We start from the raw sequence: 20455 nt of genomic DNA on the forward strand, positions 1-20455 counted from the left end.
CTGGTGCTCACCCGGTGACCTCGCGGCACGCCCGATAGAAGTCGGCCCAGTCCTCCCGTTCGCGGACCACGGCCTCCAGATACTCGGTCCACACCACCCTGTCTGCCACCGGATCCTTCAGCACGGACCCGAGGATTCCGGCGGCGACGTCGGACGGGCGGAGCACGCCGTCGCCGAAGTGCGCGGCGAGGGCGAGGCCGCTGGTGACGACGGAGATCGCCTCCGCCGTCGACAGCGTTCCGGACGGAGACTTCAGCTTGGTGCGGCCGTCGCCGGTGGCGCCCGACCTCAGCTCGCGGAACACCGTGACCACCCGCCGGATCTCGTCGACCGTCGCCGGCACCGTCGGCAGTTCGAGCGACGCTCCGAGTTGTTCGACGCGCCTGGCGACGATGGCCACCTCGTCTTCCTCGCTGGCGGGCAGGGGCAGCACCACCGTGTTGAAACGTCGGCGCAGCGCGGACGACAATTCGTTGACCCCGCGGTCGCGGTCGTTGGCGGTGGCGATCAGGTTGAAACCCTTGGCAGCCTGGACCTCGGTGCCCAGTTCGGGGATGGGCAAGGTCTTCTCGGAGAGCACGGTGATGAGCGCGTCCTGCACGTCGGCGGGGATGCGGGTCAGTTCCTCGACCCGCGCGATCCGGCCGCCCTCCATGGCCGTCATGACCGGGGACGGCACGAGCGCGCCCGCCGTCGGGCCCTCGGCGAGAAGCCGGGCGTAGTTCCAGCCGTACCGGATGGCCTCCTCCGGCGTCCCCGACGTTCCCTGCACGAGCAGGGTCGACTCCCCGGACACCGCGGCCGACAGGTGCTCGGACACCCACGTCTTGGCGGTTCCGGGAACGCCGAGCAGAAGCAGTGCCCGGTCGGTGGCGAGCGTCGCGACCGCCACTTCCATCAACCGGCGGGGACCGACGTACTTGGGGGTGATCACGGTGCCGTCGTCGAGTTCGCCGCCGAGCAGGTACGTCACGACAGCCCAGGGCGACAACTTCCACGACGGCGGCCGGGGCCGGGTGTCGTGCGCGGCGAGGGCCGTGAGTTCGTCGGCGTAGGCCTGCTCCGCGTGGGGGCGCAGCAGGTCCGCCTGGGCGGCCGCGATCTCGGTCACTCGAGCTCCTTCAAGACTGTTCGGCGATGGTCGATGTTGGCGGCGACCGTGGCGAACGCCTGGTGCCAGCCGGGGTCACGGGTCCGCTCGGCGGCCGCACGCAGCAGCGGAACCGCCGCGAACGGGAAATGCGTCTCGGCGCTGCGGAGGGTCGAGTAGTGGCTGTGCCGGGAGAACTGCCCGAGGTCCTTGCCTGTTGCGGCGTGCCGTCCGGCCACGTCCTCGAGGCGGGTGATCACCCGCGCGGCGAGGTCGAGCGGCCAGGGATGCGGCAGACCGTCGAAGAGGGCGGCGCCGTCCACCCCGAGCAGGTAGGAGTCGGCCCGGCCCGACAGGATGTACTCCAGGCGTTCGCGGGCGGGGACGATCGGCACCACGCGGCGTTCGGTCGTGCGTCCCTCGCGGTGCAGCAGGGCGGATGCCCAGCGCGGATTTCGCTGAAGCACAGTGGCGTTGGTCCACGCTTCCGTCATCACCTCCCGCCATTGGTCCTCGATCCGGATCTCCCATGCCTGGGAGGCGGAGCCGATCATGCCTTCCCACACCGACAGGGGCGCGGCGGTGACCACCATCCGCAACCACCAACTGCGGATTCCCTTGTTCTTGAAGTGAACGTCCTCGATCCCGTCGCGACGGGCCGAATCGTCCAGGGACCCGGGCATGTTCACCACGAGCCGGGTGCGCAGCGGTTTCTTCTCCACTCGCACCCATGCCCGGGCGCGTGCGGCCATCCGCTGGGCGTAGGCGGAATTCGGCAGTTGCCGCAACAGCTGGACCGCCTGCTGGCGCACCTCCTTGCGCCGGTCGTCGAGTGCGTGCTCGAGCAGCGCGGCGTCCGCATCGCCGAGTCCCGTTCCCAGGACGGCGATGAACGCCGCCCGGTGCTCACCCCGTTCGGAATCCCAGGTGCGGCTCAGTTCCGTCGATGCGACCGCGGGCCGTTCCGCCCGCATCGTGGTGAGCCATTGCAGGCGTTCCTGGTGCGAACCGTGCGTCCAGACGTCGGTGCGATCGGACCGCCGGACCAGCGTCGACCATTCCGGGTTCTGCGCGGCGAGCCACTGGCCGCGGGGGCCGGTCAACCGCAGAATGTTCTCGCGGTGCGTGTCATTGGTGCGTGCGACGGCCATCAGATCGGCCACGAGATGATCGGGGGCGCGGTATCCGCGTTCGCCGGCCACCGCGAACCATTCGGTGAGGGTCCACGACTTGGCGGCGAGCAACTGCACGAGGTGAGATGCGGAGGCGGGCGGCAACTGGGGCCGCGGATCGTCCTCGGCGGGTGCGGGCGGCACGTGCGCGGTCGCGACGACGCCGCCGTCGCGGTAGGCGTTCTCGAGGGCCGCGGCGCCCAGCAGTGTCTCCGCGGAATCGCCGATGATCGACTGGGCGAGTTCGCCGGTGGCCGAACCGTGGAACGACGGGGTTGCTCGGGCGGTACCGAGCAGTGCGGAGGACAGGAGTTCGCTCATCGTCGGCGCACCGCCGCCGCGGCCGAGGGCGCACCTGCCCCGAGCGGGTACACGTCACCGCGATCGAACACCGAGACAGGAACGAGCGACTCGCTGTTCCACTCCCCGAACACGGTGACCGGATGGCCCCCGGACATTCCGAGGAGCCGCCACAGGACCGGGTCCTCGCCGGACAGTGGCAACGCCCGGCCCTCGGCGTCGACGATCACCCAGTTCCCGTCGTCGAATGCCGGGGTGACCTCGGTGAGCAGCGCGGGCCACGACCGGATCCACGGGTCGGCGCCGATCGCGGCAGCGAAGTGGTCGAGTGCGGTGTCGACGCCGCTCGGTGCGACGGTGGTGAACGGTTCGGGACTTTCGTGGACGTCGCCGAGGTGGGCGCGCAGCGGTGCCGCGCCGGGATAGAAGTGCAGGGCGGCGTCGACGAGGGAACCGGGCGGCGGGACCGCGGTCGCGAAGTTGGCGGAGCCGTGCGCGAAGTCCAGCAGGATCGCGCGGCGACCGCGGTCGCGGCCGAGCAGCCACACCTTGCGGGTGAACAGCCGCTTCTCCTCGGTGGTCTGCAGTCCCAGGACCATCCACCGGTCGCGGACCCCGGGCTGACTGCGCACGCTGTCGGTGGTGGTCGGGTAACCCACGTGCGCGCGCACCGATGCCTGCAGCGGTTCCGGCAGCTCGCCCAGACGGCGATGCGCGACGACGAGCAGGTGCAGCCTCGCGTATTCGCGGAGCAGCCGGTCGGGCCAGTCCGCCCGGGTGGCCACGACGATCGGCAGACGTCGCAGGGCGGATGCGACACCGGGCGCCTGCGCGTCGACCATCCGGGCCGCGATGGCGTCGAACGCGGAAGCCGAGACGTCGGCCGCGCCGAGCCCACCCCGGATCTGGTCGGTGAGCCACAGGTCGAGTTCGTCGAGCCCCGCCGTCACCCGCTCGGCCCGGCGTTCCGCGGATTTCGCGCCGACGGTCGCGGTGGCCGGTGCCGCCGCGGTGGGCGGCGCGGCGGCGCGCGCGGCCCTGCGGCTCAGCCATTCCTCCGCGAACGCGGGCGGTGCGGACACTTCGGGAACCCGGCCCGCCGACCACATCAGCAGCAGGCCGAGTGCGTGTTTGCAGGGAAATTTCCGGCTCGGACACGAGCAGTGATACGCGGGCCCGGACAGGTCGACTACCGCGCGGTACGGGTTCGCGCCGCTGCCCTGGCACAGTCCCCACAGTGCGTCGCCTGCGATACCCGTCTGCGACCACGCGGCCGACAGCTTTCGCGCGGCAGCGAGCGAGCCGGCATCGGGGGCGACCGATGCGACCTGTCCCTCCGACCAAGGCGACGTCACCCCGTCACCGTAAGGGAATTGTCCGACACGAAGGGAGGAGGGTACGCGGTATGTCCGCGAACTTCGATATGCGCGGCGGCCTCGCGTGTCAAGCTGTCGTCAGGTGCGACAGCGAGGAGTGGGCCGGTGATCCACGGAAGGTATTTCGAGTTCAAGGGTCGTCCCGCCGTGCGGTTCCGGTGCACGTACCCGTTCCCGGTGCAGAGGTTGTGGGCGGCGGTGTCCGATCCCGACGAACTCGCGCACTGGTTTCCGTCGCGCGTCCGGATCGACCCCTACGCCGGCGGAGACATCGAATTCGTCCCGGAACCGCACAGCGACGTCGAGACGGGGACGGTCCTCGTGTACGGCGCGCCGTGCGCACTCGCATTCACGTGGGGCGGCGACGAGATCCACTTCGAGGTGGAACCGACCGCGGACGGGTGCGCCCTGACCCTCGTCAACGTTCTCGAGGTCCGCAACACCGCGGCCCGCAACGCAGCAGGGTGGAGTGTGTGTCTCGCCGACCTGGACCGGCACCTCGACGGGGCGGACGCGTCCGGACATCGCCGGGACGCGTCGTCCGACTGGCGGCCGTTCTATCAGACGTATCTGGGGGAGGGGATGCCCTCGGGCGCCCAGATCCCGGGTGAATCCGCCTGACCCCTCGCCGTCAGAGTCGAGGTCGCTCGAACAGGCTCTCGACGTTCGACACCCGCTCGTTCGGTTCCTCCACCGCGATGTTGCCGCCGGTCCGCAGCCACCCGTTGCGCAGCGACGACGTCAGCCAGTTGTCCAGCGCAGCTTGGGTTTCGAATTTCAGCACGATCACGCACACGTCGGAGGTGCTGCTTTCCTTCAGCCAGCCGCCGCCGAGGAATCCGGGGAACAGCCGGGCGAGGCCGAGGCCGGTCTGGATCCAGTCGGCGAACTCCTCGTCACAGCCGGCGAGGACTCGGCGCACGATCGTCGTCGTGACGGACGCATCCGCCGGTTCGCCTGGCCGGGTGCCCTCGGCCACGTTCTCCATCGTTTCCTACCTCGGTTCCGCTCACCCCGTGACACGTGCTACCTCAAACTACCAGCGCATTCGTCGTCACAGGTCGTAGAACGGCGCCGCGTACCGGACCGTACCGGTGAGGGTTGGTTCCCAGCGCGCGAGACGGCGGACCTGGAAGTGGGACGACCACGACGGCTCGTCCGGCTCGATCCCGACCGACGGGCCGGAGACGAAGCCCGCCGCGGCGGCGACGTCGTCCGGATTCTCTCGCCTGATCAGCATGCCGCCAGCGTGAATCGGCGGCACCGTGGTCGCAACGGCTTTTTCGGTGTCGTGGGTTGTCCGGCCGGTAGCCGTGTGGCGAAAGCGTTCTCCAATTGTGACCGTGTGACTTTTCCGGCCGAATGAAATTCCGGGGAGTCGGTAGCAGTATGGGCAGAATGTGAGTCGAGCGAAGGACAACGGGGAAACGGGGTGCGGGTGGTCGAGGCCAGGGTGGTCGGTTACAGTTGCAGTGTGCAACACAACGAGGTCGAGCCGGAGGAAACGCCCGCATCGGGCGTGGTGGCCGTCCATGACGAACTCGTCCGCCTCGTCCGACAATTGGTTGCCGGTGACCGTCCGCCCGCGGGATCTCCGACGTTCGCTCAACATTCGCTGCTCTCCTTCGTCGCTCGCAATCCCGGGTGCCGGGCCACCCAGATCTCGGACGCGTTCGGAGTGCACCGCTCCACCGTGTCGCGCCAACTCCGCGGCTGTGTCGACGAGGGCTGGGTGCACGCCGAGCCGGGACCGCTCCGCAGCGGGCACCCGCTGAGCCTCACCGACGTCGGCATAGCGGTGCTCGCCGGTGCCGACGCACGCCGGGTCGAGGAGGTGCGCGACCGCGTGGCCTCGTGGTCGGACAGTGAGATCGCCGCATTCGCCCGGGATCTCCGCAAATTCCGCCAGGGCGGCGACTCGGACCACGAGAGCATCGGAGACGACCCCCGTGCGTGAGTACACCACCGCCGAGACGGTCCCCGTCGCCGACCACGAGAATGCCGTGCTGACGGTGTTCGCGCACGCCGAGAGCAACCCGGATCGCGTGATGTATTCCCGCCCGGAGTCCGGCGGGTGGGTCGACGTGACGGCCAAGGACTTCGGCGCGCTCGTCACCGGGGTCGCGAAGGGCCTGATCGCCAACGGGGTCCGCCCCGGCGACCGGGTGGCACTGCTGTCGTCGACGAGATTCGAATGGTCGCTGCTCGACTACGCGATCTGGGCGGCGGGCGCGGCGTCCGTCCCGATCTACGATTCCTCGTCCCACGACCAGATCCGCTGGATCATCGAGGATTCGGGGGCGGTGGCCGCCCTCGTGGAGACCCCGGCGCACGCGTCGAGTTTCGAGGGTGACGGAATCCCGTACACGCTGAAGCGCATCCTGACCATCGACGAGGACGCCGTCGGCACCCTCATCACGGACGGGTTGTCGATCGACGATTCCGAGGTCTTCAAACGGGTGGTGGCCCTGACAGCCAACGATCTCGCCTCGCTGGTGTACACGTCGGGGACGACGGGCCGTCCCAAGGGATGCATCCTCACCCACCGCAATTTCCTGTCGGAGGTGCGGGCGCTGCTCGCGGCGCCGATCGGTGACGTAGCCCGCCCCGGCAACCGAGTCCTGACGTTCCTTCCGCTCGCCCACGTGCTGGCGCGGGCGGTGTCGCTGGCGATGTTCGAGGCCGGCGCCACCCAGGCCCACTGGTCCGATTTCAGCACGGTCACGGGCGAATTCGCACGTTTCCGGCCCAACACCATTCTCGGAGTTCCGCGCGTGTTCGAGAAGGTGCGCGACGGTGCCGCCCGCTCGGCGGCGTCGGCCGGTGGTCTGCAGACCCGGATCTTCGACTTCGCCGAGGCCACCGCGGTCGCGTACAGCGAGGCACAGGACAACGGCGGCCCGTCGCTGCGGCTCCGGCTCGAGCGGATGGTGGCCGACCGACTCGTCTACGCCAAACTGCGTGCCGCGCTGGGAGGCGACTGCTGGTGGGCGATCTCGGGCGGCGGCGCGCTCACGCCGAGACTCGGCCACTTCTTCCGCGGCATCGGTGTTCCGGTCTACGAAGGGTACGGCCTCACCGAATCGACTGCCGCGCACTGCGTGAACGTTCCGGGTGCCCAGAAGATCGGGACCGTCGGCAGGCCGCTGGGCGGCAACAGCGTGCGCATCGCCGGGGACGGCGAGATCGAACTGCGCGGCGGCGTCGTGTTCGGCGGGTACTGGCGCAACGAGCACGCCACCCGGGAAGCGTTGGACGAAGGCTGGTTCCGCACCGGCGACCTCGGCGAACTGGACGACGAGGGGTACCTCACCGTCACCGGACGCAAGAAGGATCTGCTGGTCACCGCCGGCGGCAAGAATGTGTCACCGGGTCCGCTCGAAGACCGGTTGCGCTCGCATTCCCTCGTCTCGCAGGCAGTGGTGGTCGGCGACGGCCGCCCGTTCGTCGGCGCCCTGCTCACCGTCGATCCGCAGGCATTCGAGAAGTGGAAGTCCGCGCACGGCAAGCCTTCCGACGCGTCGGTGGCGGATCTGCGCGACGACGAGGAACTCCGCGGAGATCTGCAGGACGCCGTCGACGACGCGAACACCACCGTCTCGCACACGGAAGCCATCAAGCGTTTCGTCGTCCTGGGCCGCGACCTCACGGAGGCCGCCGGAGAACTGACCGCGACCTCGAAGATCAAGCGTCCCGTGGTGACCGAACGCTTCGCCGCGGACATCGCGAACCTGTACCGCCGGGGCTGACCGGATACGGTGGCGGCATGACCACAGCTTTCGTTCTGTCGGGTGGAGCCAGTCTCGGGGCCATCGAGGTCGGGATGTTGCAGACCCTGATCGGCAGGGGAATTCGGCCCGACCTCGTCGTCGGCACGTCCGTCGGAGCGCTCAACGGCGCCTGGCTCGCCGGCGGCTCCTCCGACGCGGACCTTCGTGACCTGGCCGACCTGTGGCGCGGGCTGAAGCGCAGCGCGGTGTTCCCCGCCGGGTTGCTCACCGGTTTCACCGGTTTCGTGGGGCTCCGGAATCATCTCGTGTCCAACCGGGCCATCAAGCGGTTGCTGGAGACACATCTCCGGTTCGAGCGGATGGAGGATGCGCCCATTCCGTTGCACGTCATCGCCGCCGACGTGCTGACCGGCAAGGACGTTCGGTTGTCGACGGGCCCCGCGGTCGACGCCGTCACCGCGAGCGCGGCGCTGCCGGGCATCCTTCCGCCCGTGGTGATCGACGGCCGGGCACTGATGGACGGCGGGGTTGTGAACAACACGCCCATCTCCCACGCGATCGAACTGGGCGCCACGACCGTGTGGGTGCTGCCCACCGGGTATGCGTGCACGCTGTCGAAGGTCCCCGGAAGTGCCCTGGGGATGGGGTTGCTCGGGGTGACCCTCGCGATCAATCAGCGTCTCGCCCTCGACATCGAGCGGTACGAGAGTGTCGCCGACGTCCGGGTGGTGCCTCCGCTGTGTCCGCTGGACACGAGCCCCGCCGATTTCGGCGACGCCGACGAGCTGATCACGCGGGCCCGGGAGCAGACCGCGAAGTGGCTCGACGAGGCACCCGTCGAGGTCGGGCAGGCCGATCTGCTGCTGCCACATCGGCATCGGCATCGGTGACGGTCAGCGGCACCCGTCGGGCGCCGGCACACCGGCGAGTCGCTCGTCGATCCAGTGCACGACCTCCGGCAGCGCGAACACGGCCGCGGTGAGGTGTTCCCCGACCTGCGGGGCGTAGGTGACATTCGCGCCGCCGCGGCACCATTCCTGCTGTAGGGCGAGCACCCCCTCCTCCGGAATCCACTCGTCGCCGAGGAACACTCGCGACGACCCGTGATAGAGCAGCACCGGGGTGGTCGGCGCGACTGCGCCCATCCGGTTCTCGGCAACGACCGTCCGTGCCGTGTCCGAGTCGAACGGGTCGGGCACGGACGCGAGCAGTTCGGCGGGAATCGAGGCGACCCCGGCCGGTGCGAGAGCCATGATGCACTGGTCCCGCAGTGGTGCCGTCGCCAGCAGCACACCCAGCGGATTCGCCAGGGTCAGCATCTCCGGATATTCGCGGGCGAGCCCGAGGACGGCGGACAGGTACACACCCGAACCGATCTGCCCGTTCATCGTCCTGCGGAGTAACCCGAAGTCTGCGGGGGTTCCGCCCGCGGCGGCCCCGGCCAGTGCGACGTCCGGCGCGTACGTCGGCTGCAGTTGCGCTGCCCAGCCGGTGGCGATCGCGCCGCCGCTGTATCCCGTCGCGACCACGGGACTGTCCGACAGGCCGAGTCCCGGTAGTCGCTTCATGCCGCGGATGCTGTCGAGCACGGCATGTCCCGCCATGCGTCCCGCGCTGTACGCCATCCGCGGTCCCTGGTGATCGGGCACGAGCACCGCGTAGTTCTTCGCGAGGAACAGCGACAGCACCGGGGGGATGTCCAGGTCGAGGGTCTGCCAGTCGTGGACCATCTTGTACGACGGGGTGCACCGGGACCCCAGCGAGTCGATGGGCATGTTGTAGTCGACGACCGGCCGCGGTCCCGGCGCGGTCCATTCCGCGGTGGGGACCAGCACCGTCGCCGTCACCGGCACGGGACGGTCCTTGGAATCGTTGGAGCGCACCATGATCTGGTGGGCGCGGTGCGGTACCAGCGGGTTCGGGAACGCCCGGAGTGTCACCTCCCGGGAGCGGATGATCTCGCCCGCCGCGAAGTCCGCGACGTTCGGCGGCCACACGAAGAAGTCGTCGTCCAGGATGGGGGACGGGAGAATGGATTCGGGCCCGAGGGGCTGCGCGGACACCCGTGGGGGATGGGCGCAGACATACGCGGCCGCGCAGGTGGAGAGTGTCATCAGGACCACTGCGCGAAACAGCTTCATCGCTACCACCGCCCTGAGGTAACTGTCCCGGAATGTAACTGTAACTCCAGTCACATCGCCGCAGATAGACACGGCTACAGCGGTGGTTTGTTTTCGCCGCCGGATGGTTAGTGTGTGTGCATGGCGGTCACCGTGGAGCGGGCAGTACTCGAGCAGGCTGAAGACATCGTTCAGATGCACTGGGACGCAGAGGATTGGCTCCTGGCCAGGGAAATCGATCCGCCGGCTCGCGGTGAGGTGTCGCTCGCCGACGTGCGGGAACAGATCGAGTTCGGGGAATGGCGTGTCGCGCTGTTCGCCGGGATCGTGGTGGGGGCGCTGCGGGTGCTGCGGTCGGATCCGGACGTCTGGACCGAGGACGACACCCCGGCCGCGTACGTCGCCCGCGTGATGACCGACCGCCGCCACGCCAGTGCGGGACTCGGCGCCGAACTGCTCCGGTGGGTCGACGAGCACGCCCGCTCCGAGGCGGCGTCCGTCGTCCGGCTCGAGTGCGTCGAAACCAACTCGCGACTGCGCGACTACTACGAGGAGCAGGGCTTCTTCCTGGTGGGTCGCAGAGACTTCGAGGCGGAGTGGCCGAGCGTCGTGCTGATGGAGAAGTCCCTGCTCTGACCGTTCACAGCGGGTCGAGGATGCGGTGCAGGAACTGCCGCAGTCGCGGCCCGGTCGGATTCGCGAGTACCTCCTTCGGTGTGCCGCGTTCGAGCACGACGCCGCCGTCGATGAACAGCACCTGGTCGGCCACCTGCTGAGCGAACCGGATCTCGTGCGTCACGATCACCATCGTCCAGCCCTCGGTGGCGAGGTCGCGGATCACCCGCAGCACCTCACCGACCAGTTCGGGGTCGAGTGCGGACGTCGGCTCGTCGAACAACATCAGCTTCGGCTTCAGTGCGAGCGCCCGGGCGATCCCGACCCGCTGCTGCTGACCGCCCGACAGCTGATACGGGTACTGGTCCGCCTTCTCCGCGAGGCCGACCTGGGTCAGCAACCGCATCGCGTCGGCGCGCGCCTCGTCCTTGGGTCGCTTCTGCACCACGATCGGGCCCTCGGTGACGTTCTGCAGCACCGTCTTGTGGGGAAACAGATTGTGGGACTGGAACACCATCCCGCTCTGTGCGCGGAACCGGGCCAGTGTCGAACGGCCCACCTCGGTGCCGAAATCCACCGACACGTCGCCGATGGAGATCACCCCGGCATCGGCCATGTCGAGGGCGTTGAGGGTGCGCAGCACCGTCGTCTTGCCGGAACCCGACGGTCCGATGATGACGGTGACCGTTCCGGCGGCGACGTCGAACCCGATGTCGCGGAGCACCTGATGGTCGCCGAACGACTTCTCGACGCCGGATACCTGGAGAAGGGGAGGAGTGTCGGTCATCGGGCCACGTACCTGTCGAGTCGGGCTTCGAGCCGGCCCTGGACGGCCGACAGGAAGATGCAGATCACCCAGTAGTACAGCGCCGCGACACCGTAGAGGGCGAAGAAGTCGAACGTCGGTGCGGCCGCGAGCTGCGCGACGCGCAGCAGTTCGGTCACCAGGATCGTCGACGCCAGTGAGGTGTCCTTCACCAGTGAGATCAGCGTGTTCGACAGCGGGGGGACGGCGACCCGCGCGGCCTGCGGCAGCACGATGCGCTGCAGGGTGGTGGTGTACCCCATCCCGATGGTCTGGGCGGCCTCCCATTGTCCCTTGGGGATCGACAGGATCGCCGAGCGGATCACCTCCGCCGCGTAGCCGCCGACGTTGAGGCTGAACGCGATCACGGCCGCCGGAAACGGCTCGAGCGTGATCCCGAATTGCGGCAGCGCATAGAACACGATGAACAACTGCACCAGCAGCGGGGTGCCGCGGATGATGGAGACGTAGAAGCGGGCGACCGCCGACAACGGTCTGATCGACGAGATCCGGGCCAGCGCCACCAGCAGCGCGATCACGAGCCCGATGGTGAAGCTGATGATGGTCAACGGGATCGTCATGGTGATCGTGGCCTTCAGCATCGGCCACAGGTTGTCCAGGATCAGCTGGACCGTTGCGTCGTCCACGGACAGACTCTCAGTTGCTCGGCGCCGAGACGTCGGTGCCGAAGTACTTCTGCGAGATCTGGGCGAGGGTACCGTCGGCCCGCAGCTCGTCGAGCGCCTTGTCGATGTCGGGCATCAGGCCGCTGTCCTTGCGGGCGGCGAACGCCTGCTCGCTCGTGTCCCCGGTCTCGGCAGCCACCTTCACGCCGGTGTCCCCGGTCTGCTTCTGGTATTCGGCCACGGCCAGATTGTCGTTGACGGTGGCGTCGACGCGGCCGTCCTTCAGCAGGGTGATCGCCTGCACGAAGCCCTCGACGGATTCGACGTTCGCGCCGGCGTCCCTCGCCACCTGCGCCCAGTTGCTCGTCGCCGACTGCGCCGTCGTCTTGCCGTTCAGGTCGGCGAGCGAGGTGATCGAGTTGTCGTCGGCGCGGGTGACGATCACGCCCTCGGAGTAGGTGTACGGGGTCGACAGGTCGTATTTCTGAGTGCGTTCGTCATTGACGGTCACCTGGTTGGCGACGAGGTCGTACCGCTTCGCCTCGAGGCCCGCGAAGATGGAGTCCCACGGTGTCTGCGTGAACTCGACGGAGACACCGAGTTTGTCGCCGACCGCACGGATGACGTCCACGTCGTACCCGGTGAGCTGACCGTCGGGGCCCTGGTAGCTGAACGGCGTGTACGTGCCCTCGGTGCCGACCTTCAGGACCCCGGCCTCGCGTACCTGGTCGATGACCGGCCCCGAGTCGGAGTTCCCGCATCCGGCCAGCGACAGCGCGGTCAGGACGGCGATCAGGACGGTCGGAAGTGTGCGTCGCACGGCGTTCCTCCTCATTCGGCGGATCAGCTAACCGTACTGGTCGAACGCCACCCGGATAGGATCTTCGGGCCCCCTCAGGAAGAAGGTTTGTCCCGCCGTGCCCTCTCTCGCTCTTCGACGGCCGGTGTGGCTGCATCCGACGGTGTTTCGTATCGAGTCGTTGTCCGCGCTGGTCGTGGCGATGGCCCTCATCCCGGAGGCGTTGTCGTTCTCCATCATCGTGGGTGTCGATCCGCGGGTAGGTCTGTTCACCGCCGCGATCATGGCGATGACCATCGCGTTCACCGGCGGCCGTCCCGCGATGATCTCCGCGGCCACCGGTTCGGTGTCGCTGGTACTGGCGCCGCTCATGGCGTCACACGGGTTGCAGTACCTCATCGCGGCGGTCTTCCTCGGCGGTGCGCTGCAGATCGTCCTCGCCGTCCTCGGGGTCGCGCGGCTCATGCGGTTCCTGCCCCGCAGCGTGATGGTCGGGTTCTGCAACGCGCTGGGAATCCTCATCTTCGTCCACCAGTTCCCGTACCTGACGAACGTGCCGTGGGCGGTGTACGCGCTTTTCGCCGCCGGTCTGGCGCTGCTCGTGTGGATCCCGAAGCTGACCACGGCGGTGCCGGCCCCGCTGCTGGTGATCGTCGGTCTCACCGCGTTCACCGTGCTCGCCGGTGTCGCGGTGCCCACCGTCGGGGACCAGGGTGAACTGCCCGACGGGCTGCCGACCCTGATCGGTTGCCCGACGTTCCCCTCACCGTCGACACCCTGAAGATCATCGCCCCGTTCGCGCTGGCGATGGCCGTCGTCGGACTGCTCGAATCGCTGATGAGCGCCAAACTCGTGGACTCCGTCACCGACACGCATTCGGACAAGACTCGCGAGTCGTGGGGCCAGGGTGTCGCCAACATCGTGACCGGACTCTTCGGCGGCATGGGCGGATGCGCTCTCATCGGGCAGACCATCATCAACGTCAAGACGGGCGGGGCCCGCACCCGGCTGTCGACGTTCCTGTCGGGGGCGTTTCTGCTGATTCTCGTGGTCGGGCTCGGCGACGTGGTGGGGACTATTCCGATGGCGGCGCTCGTCGCCGTGATGGTGCTGGTGGCTGCGACCACCTTCGACTGGCACAGCGTGCGCACCCTCCGGCGAATGCCGCTGAGCGAGACTCTGGTGATGCTCAGCACCGTCGCGGGCACCCTCGCGACGGACAATCTTGCGATCGGTGTGGGTGTCGGTGTGCTCGTCGCGATGGTGCTGTTCGCGCGCCGGGTGGCGCACATGGTGGACGTGCGTGGCGAACTCGACGGCGACGTGAAGACGTACCGGGTCAGCGGCCAACTCTTCTTCGCCTCGTCCAACGACCTCGTGTTCTCGTTCGACTACGCCGACGACCCCGGCCGCGTCGTCATCGACCTGTCGGGCGCCACCATCTGGGACGCCTCCACCGTGGCCGCGCTCGACGGCGTCACCACGAAGTACGCGAGTCGCGGCACCGACGTCACCGTGGAGGGCCTGAATCCGGTCAGCGAGGAGCGGTACCGCAGGCTGACCGGCCGGCTGGGCGACTAACCGACGGTCTCCCGCAGATACGCGAGGTCGTCGGCCAGCCCCTCCGCCGGTGTCTCGAGGACGACGGGCGCATCGGCGGTTCTGACGACCTCGGCGAGCAGTTCGGCGTCGATGGTTCCGTCGGCGAGGTTCGCGTGCCTGTCGCGGGCCGAGTTGAACTCGTCGCGGGAGTTGTTGAGATGGACCAGATCGATGCGCCCCGTGATGGCTTTGATTCGCTCGACGACACCCACCAGTTCCTCGCCGCCCGCCCACGCGTGACAGGTGTCGAGGCAGAATCCGGCGCCGAAGTCGCCGACCTCCTGCCACAGCCGGTCGATGGCGTCGAAATGCCGTGCCATTGCGAAGTCGCCGCCCGCCGTGTTCTCGATGAGGATGGGGACGGGGAAGCCGCCCTTGTCGGCCTGACGTTCGAAGAGTTTGCGCCAGTTGACTATCCCGGCCTTCACGTCCTCACCGTCACGGACGTGTCCGCCGTGGACCACCAGTCCGAACGCGCCGATGTCGGCCGCGGCCTGGGCCTGCTGTGCGACGGCGTTGCGCGACGGCATCCGCAGCCGGTTGTTGAGGCTGGCCACATTGATCACGTACGAGGAGTGCACGACGACGTCGATGGAGCTGTCGCGAATCTCGTCGGTCCGCGGATGCGTCGGAGGTTTTTCCCATTTCTGGGGGTCGGTGAGAAACATCTGGATGACGTCGGCGCCTAGCCGTGCGCCGTATCCGATCGGATCTTCGTCCTGGCGGACGTGTGCTCCTATGCGCATGTAACCAGGGTAGGGGGTGGGTGCCGCGACACTGATTGTGCTTGCAATCGCACGCTTAATGCGCGAGGTCTGGCCTTTGGGGGCCTTCCTCAGCGTTAAGCTTGCGTTCGCAGTCATAGACATGGACTTCGCGCCGAAATCGGCGCACACTGTCGTTAAGCATCCGACTACAAGCATTGCTCGATCAGAGCAGGAGGCGTCCATGGCTACCCCACGCCGCCGCGAACGCACGGAAACCGGAGGCATCGCCGACGGATTCGTGGCCCGGCGGCATCAGCTCGCGCTCACGCAGGCGGAGCTGGCCGACCTGGCCGGGGTGTCGAGGTCGAGTGTGCAGTCGATCGAATCCGGTCGGGGAACGGTCCAACTGGACCTCGTCGAGGCCGTCGCGGGCGCGCTGGGCTGCCGCCTGGTGCTCGTGACCCGCGCGGGTGTCGAGGTGACGTCCTGATGGTCGAGAATCTCAGCAGGGTCGAGCGGGCCGACGTCTACAAGGGCGAGCGCCTCGCGGGCAGCCTTGCGCGGGAGGGCGGGGACGTCGTCTTCCGTTACGACGCCACGTACCTTCAGGATCCGAAATCTCCGCAGGTCGCGTGGACGATCCCCACGTCGTCACCCGACGTGCGGGCGAGCGGCGGCAGCGTTCCGCCGTTCTTCGCGGGTCTCCTCCCGGAAGGTATCCGGCTTCGCGGTGCGGTCGCGGCCACCAAGACATCCGAGGACGATCACCTCACGATCCTGATGGCGGTCGGGGCAGACACGATCGGAGACGTGCGCGTCCTGCCCGAGGGTGTGCCGCCGCCCGAGACGGCACCGGTGTTCGACCCCGACGCCATCGAACGCTCCGACCTGCGGGAGCTGTTCGAGCACATGTCGGGTCACGAAGCGGTGAAGCTGGACCCCACCTCGCTGCCCGGAGTGCAGGCGAAGGTGTCCGCTCAGATGTACTCGACGCCCATCGCGACCGAGAAGGGTCCCGCCATCCTCAAACTCTCGCCACCGCAGGGATACCCGCAGCTGGTGGAGAACGAGCACTTTTTCATGGGGCTCGCCGCGCACTGCGGGTTGCCCGTCGCCGACCATCAACTGGTGCGCGACGGGAAGGGCAACGCCGGCCTGCTGGTCGCACGTTTCGACAGGCGAGTCGACTCCGCCGGTCGAGTCGTTCGCACACCGCAGGAGGACGCCTGCCAGGTGATGGGCGTGTTCCCCGCCGCCAAATACCGGCTGAAGACCGAGAATGTCATCACCGCCCTGGCCGACGTGTGCGAGCGCGGCGGCGGATCGGCCCGAGTAGCGACACTGGAATTGCTCCGGCTGGTCGCATATTCGTACGCGATCGGCAACGGCGACCTGCACGGCAAGAACTTCTCGGTGCACCTCGCCGAGTCGGGGCTGTGGAGCGTGACACCCGCGTACGACCTGCTGTGCACTCAGCCGTACCTGGGGTGGCGCGACCCGATGGCGCTCGACTTCTACGGTAAGGCGAACAAGCTGAACCGCAGGCATTTCGTCGAATCGGGTGGCCGGCTCGGTGTTCCCGAACGTGCCGTCACCAGGATGCTCGACGGTGTCCGCAAGGGCATCGGGCGGGGCATCGGGGAAATCGAGAGAATCGGCTTCACTCCGAAGGAAAACGCTCAGCTGCGCACGCTGATGGAGCGGCGTTCGGCCGAGCTGGGCTGACGTCTTACCACACCCGGAACGCACTGTCGGAGAGCGTGAATCCGTGCCCCGCCTCGCTGTGGCACGTCACCCCCGACTTCTCGTCGACGAGGCACGTCAGATCGTTCACCTGCAGCGCGGTGGCGTAGGGCAGGGCCGGGGCCGCCGCCGACCCGTCGAGGGGGTAATACCGGGGATCGCCCGCGCTGGCGAACTGCCCGGGGCGGGCGCCGGTGACCTCGATCGCATTCGGTGTCACCGCGGTGCCGGACGCGCCGGCCCCCGGAACCTTCGGCGCCGACGCCGGCATCGGGCCGTGACAGCCGGCGGTCGGGAGGTCGCCGCCGGTCAGGATTCCGCAGTGGAACTTGGTGCTCGGGGTGGTGAAGTAGTAACTCCCCGCCGCCGTGCCCGCGAACGCCTTCGGATCGGCCTGCGCCGGGGCGCTTGTGGTGGTCGTTGTTGTTGTGGTGGTGATCGTGGTGGTCGTTCTCGGCGCGGTCGTCACCGAAGGCGCGGTCGTCGCCGACGGCGCGGTTGTCGCCGACGGGGTGGTCGCCGGTCCCGCGACGGCACCGGTCTCGGGGGATCCGTCGACCGAGCGACCGCAACCGGCCACCAGCAACAGCGAAGCGAACAGGAGCACCGCACGCACCGTGGAGGTCATTGGGGAGAGCCTAGAGCGCGCCGGTCGAAATTCTGGGACAGTGGTGATCAGTCAGTTGCCAGGAGGTCCGATGCCGGAAAACGCCCACTACGAGGAGCGTCGTGCCCGCATCTCGGCTCAGGTCCGCCAGTGGTGCGAGCAGGCTGCGATCGCGGGCAGGCACGCCCCGCTGTCGGACGCCGCCGCCGTGCTGATCGCCGCCGGTCATGTCGATGCGCCGACCCGTCAGGTCCTCACTTACCGCCGTCGTGCGGGTCGGACCATCCCGACGATCGGGGGCTTCGGGGCGTTGCGCCTGCTGACGGACGAGTACAACCAGGTCGCGCGGCGCGCCGACACCCTGCGCCCCGGGCCCGCGCAATTGTTGTTCAAATACCGCGCCACCGAACTTGGGCGCAAGCTGCAGTCGTACCGGTCTGCCGTGGTGATGTCGACGGCGCACTACGGCAACGGTGTCCGGGCGATGCGCCGCGACCGGCGTGAGGGCGTGCATCTGGACCTCGAACAACGGGAGTCCCTGTTCCGGGCGCTGCAGCGCACACCGGCGCCGGTCGTCGGTACGCCGCTCGAACGGGCCGGCAACTATGCCCGCGGCACCGCGGCGGAACGAATCGGCCGGGCGGCGGAGAACACACGTATGGCCGCGGTCGGACGACGCGTCGCCGAGGCGATCGGCAAGGGCACCGACCTCGACAACGACACCTTCGCCGACGGCTACGACACCCTGCTCTACCTGGCGGGGATGCTCTTCGACCGGATCGACGGTTCCCCCGTCTGGCATTCGGAGCACTTCGCCGTGCAGCGGCATCAACTCGACCTCGCCGAAGAACTCACCCAGATCGCCGTCGACACCGTAGCTCTGCGCGGCATCCGGTTCGAACTCGACGACGCACTCCGCGCCACCCACTCCGACAGCGGGCGGCATCAGGTCGAGGCTCGGCGGAACGCGCTGAAACCGGTGTGGGATCAATTGGTGGACCGCGTCGCCGCCCTCGCCCGAATCGGCGACCTGCTGTCGCGGGCCGAGGTGCAACTGCGATCCGTGCTGGCCGTCAACCGGGCGATGAGCCTCGACAGCCGCATCGACGAACTCATCGCACGCTCCGGCGATCGCGAACTGTCGGCGGAGAACACCCACTACGTGGGCGATCAGTTCGGCGGAGTGGAGGAACTGATGCTTACCTACCAGTCGGCGTTGTACGGCGACATCGCCGAACTCACCTCCTGGGGACGGGCATGACCGATTTCGACAGATTGGGTGATGAATAGTTCGTCTCGCTCACCACGTAACGGAAGTCCGGCGCGGCCGTGGCGACGCCGGTGTGGATCGCCCGTGACATGCACTCGACGGGGAAAGGTGGTACTTCTGCGCATCACCCCGGCGACCGACGGTGCAAGACCAGCCACCTCATGACGCTCGCAGGTACGCCGGTGTCGGCAGCGGTGGCGCGGTCGATCGGTAATGGTGCCCGGTCGGGGTGCGGAGATCGATCTCATGCCTACTGCTCCGGCGGGTGACCGACGGACCACCCGGCGCGGGACCACCGGTGAGGAGGGTCTGGTCCGAGAGCACCAGATTCACCGTCACCGGCACCCCCGCCGCCACCGCCTGTCCGGTGCCGCGTTCGAACAACAGGTCCACCATCACCTGATTCCGGGTACGGCCGCCACCGTGTCCGGTGGCGATGAGGCTGTCCGCGTCCCGCCCCAGAGTGGCCTGCAGACACACTGCCTGCTGCACCGGCATCAGCACACTCAGATACGCCATCGTGTCCGGTGCCGGCCGCGTCGTGACCCGCCGCTCGGAGACGGCCTTGCGGTGCCGCGCCACCACAGCGGCGGCATCGAGCTCCGCCGCAAGCGCCTTCGCGCGCGCGACCAAGGCCCGATCACCCACCCCGTCCAGAACGGCCGGGTCCGAACACAACCGGCGATCCACTACCGCACGATCGGTCGCCGACAGGCAGGCGGTTTCGCGCACCAACAACGTCGCGCGCCATTCGTTCAACCGGCCGGACCGCAGCAACACCAACGTGTGCGGCATTTCGTGCACCAGTGCCCGCGCGAACCCCAGATGCCTGCCACCCCGGTTCGGGGACTCCCTGCGTGCCAAGGCGATCTGCGATCCGATTCCGCGGTCCCACTCCGCCCGCGGCAACCCCCGGACTTTGCGGTCCTCCCGCATGCAGAAGGCGACATCCTCGGTGATCACCGCCTGCACCGCGCACCCCACCGACTTCAGCGCCTCGAGCGCATCGAGCAGATCGATCCCCAACCCGGCATCGCCACAAGCCTCAACACACCGCAGCCGTGTCGTGAAAGCCCGCAACTCCGCCAGATCCGGTGCCACCACTTCCCCCATGACCAACCTCCCCCAAGGTTATTCGAATATGTGTTCGACTCTACCAATCATGTTCGACTGGGGCAATACTCGGCGGATTCGGTCTACGGTGGTCGGGAGAACTCTCGTCGGACAAGGATGTGGGGACTGGCTGCGATGACCGATGACGCTGATCTGCAACGTGCGGTCGCGCACGAGTTCTCGGCACTGGCCGATCTGCTCGACGGGCTCTCCGATGCGGAGTGGGACACGCCGTCGTTGTGTGCGGGGTGGCGGATTCGGGAAGTCGTCGCGCATGTGACCATGGCGGCGCGCTACTCGGAGGATGAGTTCATGCGACGTCTGCGTGAGAGCGAGTTCGATTTCACCCGGCTGTCGAACGAGATCGCCGCTCGCGATGCCGAACTGGCAACGGCGGAACTCGTCGCCAATGTGCGCTCGGACATCATGCGCCACTGGACCCCGCCCCGCGGTGGGTATCACGGCGCCCTCAACCATGTGGTGATTCACGGACTCGACGCCACCGTGCCGCTCGGACTGCCGCGCCGGGTTCCGGAGGCGACGATTCGCGTCGTTCTCAACGATCTCACCGCGGGTGGCGGTCACTCGAACTTCGGCATCGATATCGAGGGCCGCGGTTTGCGGGCGACGGACCTCGACTGGTCGTACGGTTCCGGCGCCGAATTACGCGGAACAGGTGAAGATCTCGCGCTGATGATCTGTGGCCGCAGCCTTCCGGCAGGGCGGGTCGAGGGCGACCCCCTGTAGTCCGGGAGTGTGGCGCCGAGGGATCCCGGGAA

Annotated in this window: 21 protein-coding genes and 1 pseudogene; 10 read left to right on the plus strand and 12 right to left on the minus strand. The window is 68.2% G+C overall.

Going from position 1 to position 20455, the window contains the following annotated elements:
- Nucleotides 1-7 precede the first annotated feature (7 nt).
- Genes H0B43_RS27280 through H0B43_RS27290 form a run of 3 tightly spaced genes read right to left on the minus strand, consistent with a single transcriptional unit; the run spans nucleotide 8 to nucleotide 3917 of the window.
- On the minus strand, nucleotides 8-1111 hold the full coding sequence (locus H0B43_RS27280; RefSeq protein WP_185725091.1) for an AAA family ATPase: 1104 nt from the start codon (nucleotides 1109-1111) through the stop codon (nucleotides 8-10).
- Nucleotides 1108-2583: a DUF5691 domain-containing protein gene (locus H0B43_RS27285; RefSeq protein ID WP_185725090.1), complete on the minus strand. Its 1476-nt coding sequence runs from the start codon at nucleotides 2581-2583 to the stop codon at nucleotides 1108-1110. Before H0B43_RS27285 ends, H0B43_RS27280 begins: the two co-directional genes overlap by 4 nt.
- On the minus strand, nucleotides 2580-3917 hold the full coding sequence (locus H0B43_RS27290; protein WP_185725089.1) for an SWIM zinc finger family protein: 1338 nt from the start codon (nucleotides 3915-3917) through the stop codon (nucleotides 2580-2582). Before H0B43_RS27290 ends, H0B43_RS27285 begins: the two co-directional genes overlap by 4 nt.
- 126 nt (nucleotides 3918-4043) lie before the next feature.
- Between H0B43_RS27290 and H0B43_RS27295 the strand changes: the two genes are divergently transcribed.
- The gene (locus tag H0B43_RS27295; RefSeq protein WP_185725088.1) at nucleotides 4044-4559 is read left to right on the plus strand and encodes an SRPBCC family protein; all 516 of its coding nucleotides are present in this window, start codon (nucleotides 4044-4046) and stop codon (nucleotides 4557-4559) included.
- 10 nt (nucleotides 4560-4569) lie between these two features.
- Here H0B43_RS27295 and H0B43_RS27300 read toward each other — a convergent pair whose 3' ends face one another.
- Both H0B43_RS27300 and H0B43_RS27305 read right to left on the minus strand, forming a co-directional pair.
- Nucleotides 4570-4926 (minus strand): antibiotic biosynthesis monooxygenase, encoded by a 357-nt coding sequence (locus tag H0B43_RS27300; protein ID WP_252189697.1) that lies wholly within the window; start codon nucleotides 4924-4926, stop codon nucleotides 4570-4572.
- 66 nt (nucleotides 4927-4992) lie between these two features.
- Complete coding sequence (locus H0B43_RS27305; RefSeq protein WP_252189696.1) at nucleotides 4993-5178, minus strand: hypothetical protein; 186 nt, start codon at nucleotides 5176-5178, stop codon at nucleotides 4993-4995.
- 192 nt (nucleotides 5179-5370) lie between these two features.
- Between H0B43_RS27305 and H0B43_RS27310 the strand changes: the two genes are divergently transcribed.
- From H0B43_RS27310 to H0B43_RS27320, 3 genes are read left to right on the plus strand one after another with little or no spacing between them, the layout of a single operon-like run.
- The gene (locus H0B43_RS27310) at nucleotides 5371-5895 is read left to right on the plus strand and encodes a MarR family winged helix-turn-helix transcriptional regulator (protein WP_185725087.1); all 525 of its coding nucleotides are present in this window, start codon (nucleotides 5371-5373) and stop codon (nucleotides 5893-5895) included.
- Entirely contained in the window at nucleotides 5888-7687 is a 1800-nt protein-coding gene (locus H0B43_RS27315; protein ID WP_185725086.1) for a long-chain fatty acid--CoA ligase, read from the plus strand. Before H0B43_RS27310 ends, H0B43_RS27315 begins: the two co-directional genes overlap by 8 nt.
- Nucleotides 7688-7704: 17 nt before the next feature.
- A complete protein-coding gene (locus H0B43_RS27320; protein ID WP_185725085.1) occupies nucleotides 7705-8559 on the plus strand; it encodes a patatin-like phospholipase family protein in 855 nt (284 codons plus the stop codon).
- 3 nt (nucleotides 8560-8562) lie between these two features.
- Here H0B43_RS27320 and H0B43_RS27325 read toward each other — a convergent pair whose 3' ends face one another.
- The gene (locus H0B43_RS27325; RefSeq protein ID WP_185725084.1) at nucleotides 8563-9810 is read right to left on the minus strand and encodes a lipase family protein; all 1248 of its coding nucleotides are present in this window, start codon (nucleotides 9808-9810) and stop codon (nucleotides 8563-8565) included.
- Between the two features lie 120 nt (nucleotides 9811-9930).
- Between H0B43_RS27325 and H0B43_RS27330 the strand changes: the two genes are divergently transcribed.
- Nucleotides 9931-10425: a GNAT family N-acetyltransferase gene (locus H0B43_RS27330; protein ID WP_185725083.1), complete on the plus strand. Its 495-nt coding sequence runs from the start codon at nucleotides 9931-9933 to the stop codon at nucleotides 10423-10425.
- 4 nt (nucleotides 10426-10429) lie between these two features.
- Here H0B43_RS27330 and H0B43_RS27335 read toward each other — a convergent pair whose 3' ends face one another.
- The 3 genes from H0B43_RS27335 to H0B43_RS27345 are packed head-to-tail and all read right to left on the minus strand — an operon-like array spanning nucleotide 10430 to nucleotide 12655.
- The gene (locus H0B43_RS27335; RefSeq protein WP_185725082.1) at nucleotides 10430-11191 is read right to left on the minus strand and encodes an amino acid ABC transporter ATP-binding protein; all 762 of its coding nucleotides are present in this window, start codon (nucleotides 11189-11191) and stop codon (nucleotides 10430-10432) included.
- Complete coding sequence (locus H0B43_RS27340; RefSeq protein WP_185725081.1) at nucleotides 11188-11856, minus strand: amino acid ABC transporter permease; 669 nt, start codon at nucleotides 11854-11856, stop codon at nucleotides 11188-11190. The genes H0B43_RS27335 and H0B43_RS27340 overlap by 4 nt, the downstream gene beginning before the upstream one ends.
- Nucleotides 11857-11866: 10 nt before the next feature.
- Nucleotides 11867-12655 carry an amino acid ABC transporter substrate-binding protein gene (locus H0B43_RS27345; protein ID WP_185725080.1) on the minus strand — a complete coding sequence of 263 codons (789 nt, stop codon included), beginning with the start codon at nucleotides 12653-12655 and terminating at the stop codon, nucleotides 11867-11869.
- Nucleotides 12656-12752: 97 nt separating this feature from the next.
- Between H0B43_RS27345 and H0B43_RS27350 the strand changes: the two are divergent.
- A pseudogene (locus tag H0B43_RS27350) lies at nucleotides 12753-14215 on the plus strand (SulP family inorganic anion transporter).
- On the opposite strand, the gene H0B43_RS27355 reads toward H0B43_RS27350, so the two are convergent.
- Nucleotides 14212-14982, minus strand: a complete 771-nt coding sequence (locus H0B43_RS27355) for a deoxyribonuclease IV (RefSeq protein ID WP_185725079.1) — start codon at nucleotides 14980-14982, stop codon at nucleotides 14212-14214. The pseudogene H0B43_RS27350 and the gene H0B43_RS27355 sit on opposite strands and share 4 nt — an antisense overlap.
- Before the next feature lie 202 nt (nucleotides 14983-15184).
- On the opposite strand from H0B43_RS27355, the gene H0B43_RS27360 reads away from it, so the two are divergent.
- Nucleotides 15185-15433, plus strand: a complete 249-nt coding sequence (locus H0B43_RS27360) for a helix-turn-helix transcriptional regulator (RefSeq protein WP_185725078.1) — start codon at nucleotides 15185-15187, stop codon at nucleotides 15431-15433.
- Nucleotides 15433-16668, plus strand: a complete 1236-nt coding sequence (locus H0B43_RS27365) for a type II toxin-antitoxin system HipA family toxin (protein ID WP_185725077.1) — start codon at nucleotides 15433-15435, stop codon at nucleotides 16666-16668. Before H0B43_RS27360 ends, H0B43_RS27365 begins: the two co-directional genes overlap by 1 nt.
- A 4-nt stretch (nucleotides 16669-16672) precedes the next feature.
- Here H0B43_RS27365 and H0B43_RS27370 read toward each other — a convergent pair whose 3' ends face one another.
- The gene (locus H0B43_RS27370; RefSeq protein ID WP_185725076.1) at nucleotides 16673-17314 is read right to left on the minus strand and encodes a hypothetical protein; all 642 of its coding nucleotides are present in this window, start codon (nucleotides 17312-17314) and stop codon (nucleotides 16673-16675) included.
- A gap of 70 nt (nucleotides 17315-17384) precedes the next feature.
- Between H0B43_RS27370 and H0B43_RS27375 the strand changes: the two genes are divergently transcribed.
- The gene (locus H0B43_RS27375) at nucleotides 17385-18554 is read left to right on the plus strand and encodes a hypothetical protein (RefSeq protein WP_185725075.1); all 1170 of its coding nucleotides are present in this window, start codon (nucleotides 17385-17387) and stop codon (nucleotides 18552-18554) included.
- 168 nt (nucleotides 18555-18722) lie between these two features.
- Here H0B43_RS27375 and H0B43_RS27380 read toward each other — a convergent pair whose 3' ends face one another.
- Nucleotides 18723-19676 (minus strand): DUF222 domain-containing protein, encoded by a 954-nt coding sequence (locus H0B43_RS27380; protein WP_185725074.1) that lies wholly within the window; start codon nucleotides 19674-19676, stop codon nucleotides 18723-18725.
- A gap of 135 nt (nucleotides 19677-19811) precedes the next feature.
- On the opposite strand from H0B43_RS27380, the gene H0B43_RS27385 reads away from it, so the two are divergent.
- The gene (locus H0B43_RS27385) at nucleotides 19812-20423 is read left to right on the plus strand and encodes a maleylpyruvate isomerase family mycothiol-dependent enzyme (RefSeq protein ID WP_185725073.1); all 612 of its coding nucleotides are present in this window, start codon (nucleotides 19812-19814) and stop codon (nucleotides 20421-20423) included.
- Nucleotides 20424-20455 lie beyond the last annotated feature (32 nt).

Origin of the sequence: Rhodococcus sp. 4CII (genome assembly GCF_014256275.1) — a bacterium.
GTDB classification, from domain to species: domain Bacteria; phylum Actinomycetota; class Actinomycetes; order Mycobacteriales; family Mycobacteriaceae; genus Rhodococcus_F; species Rhodococcus_F wratislaviensis_A.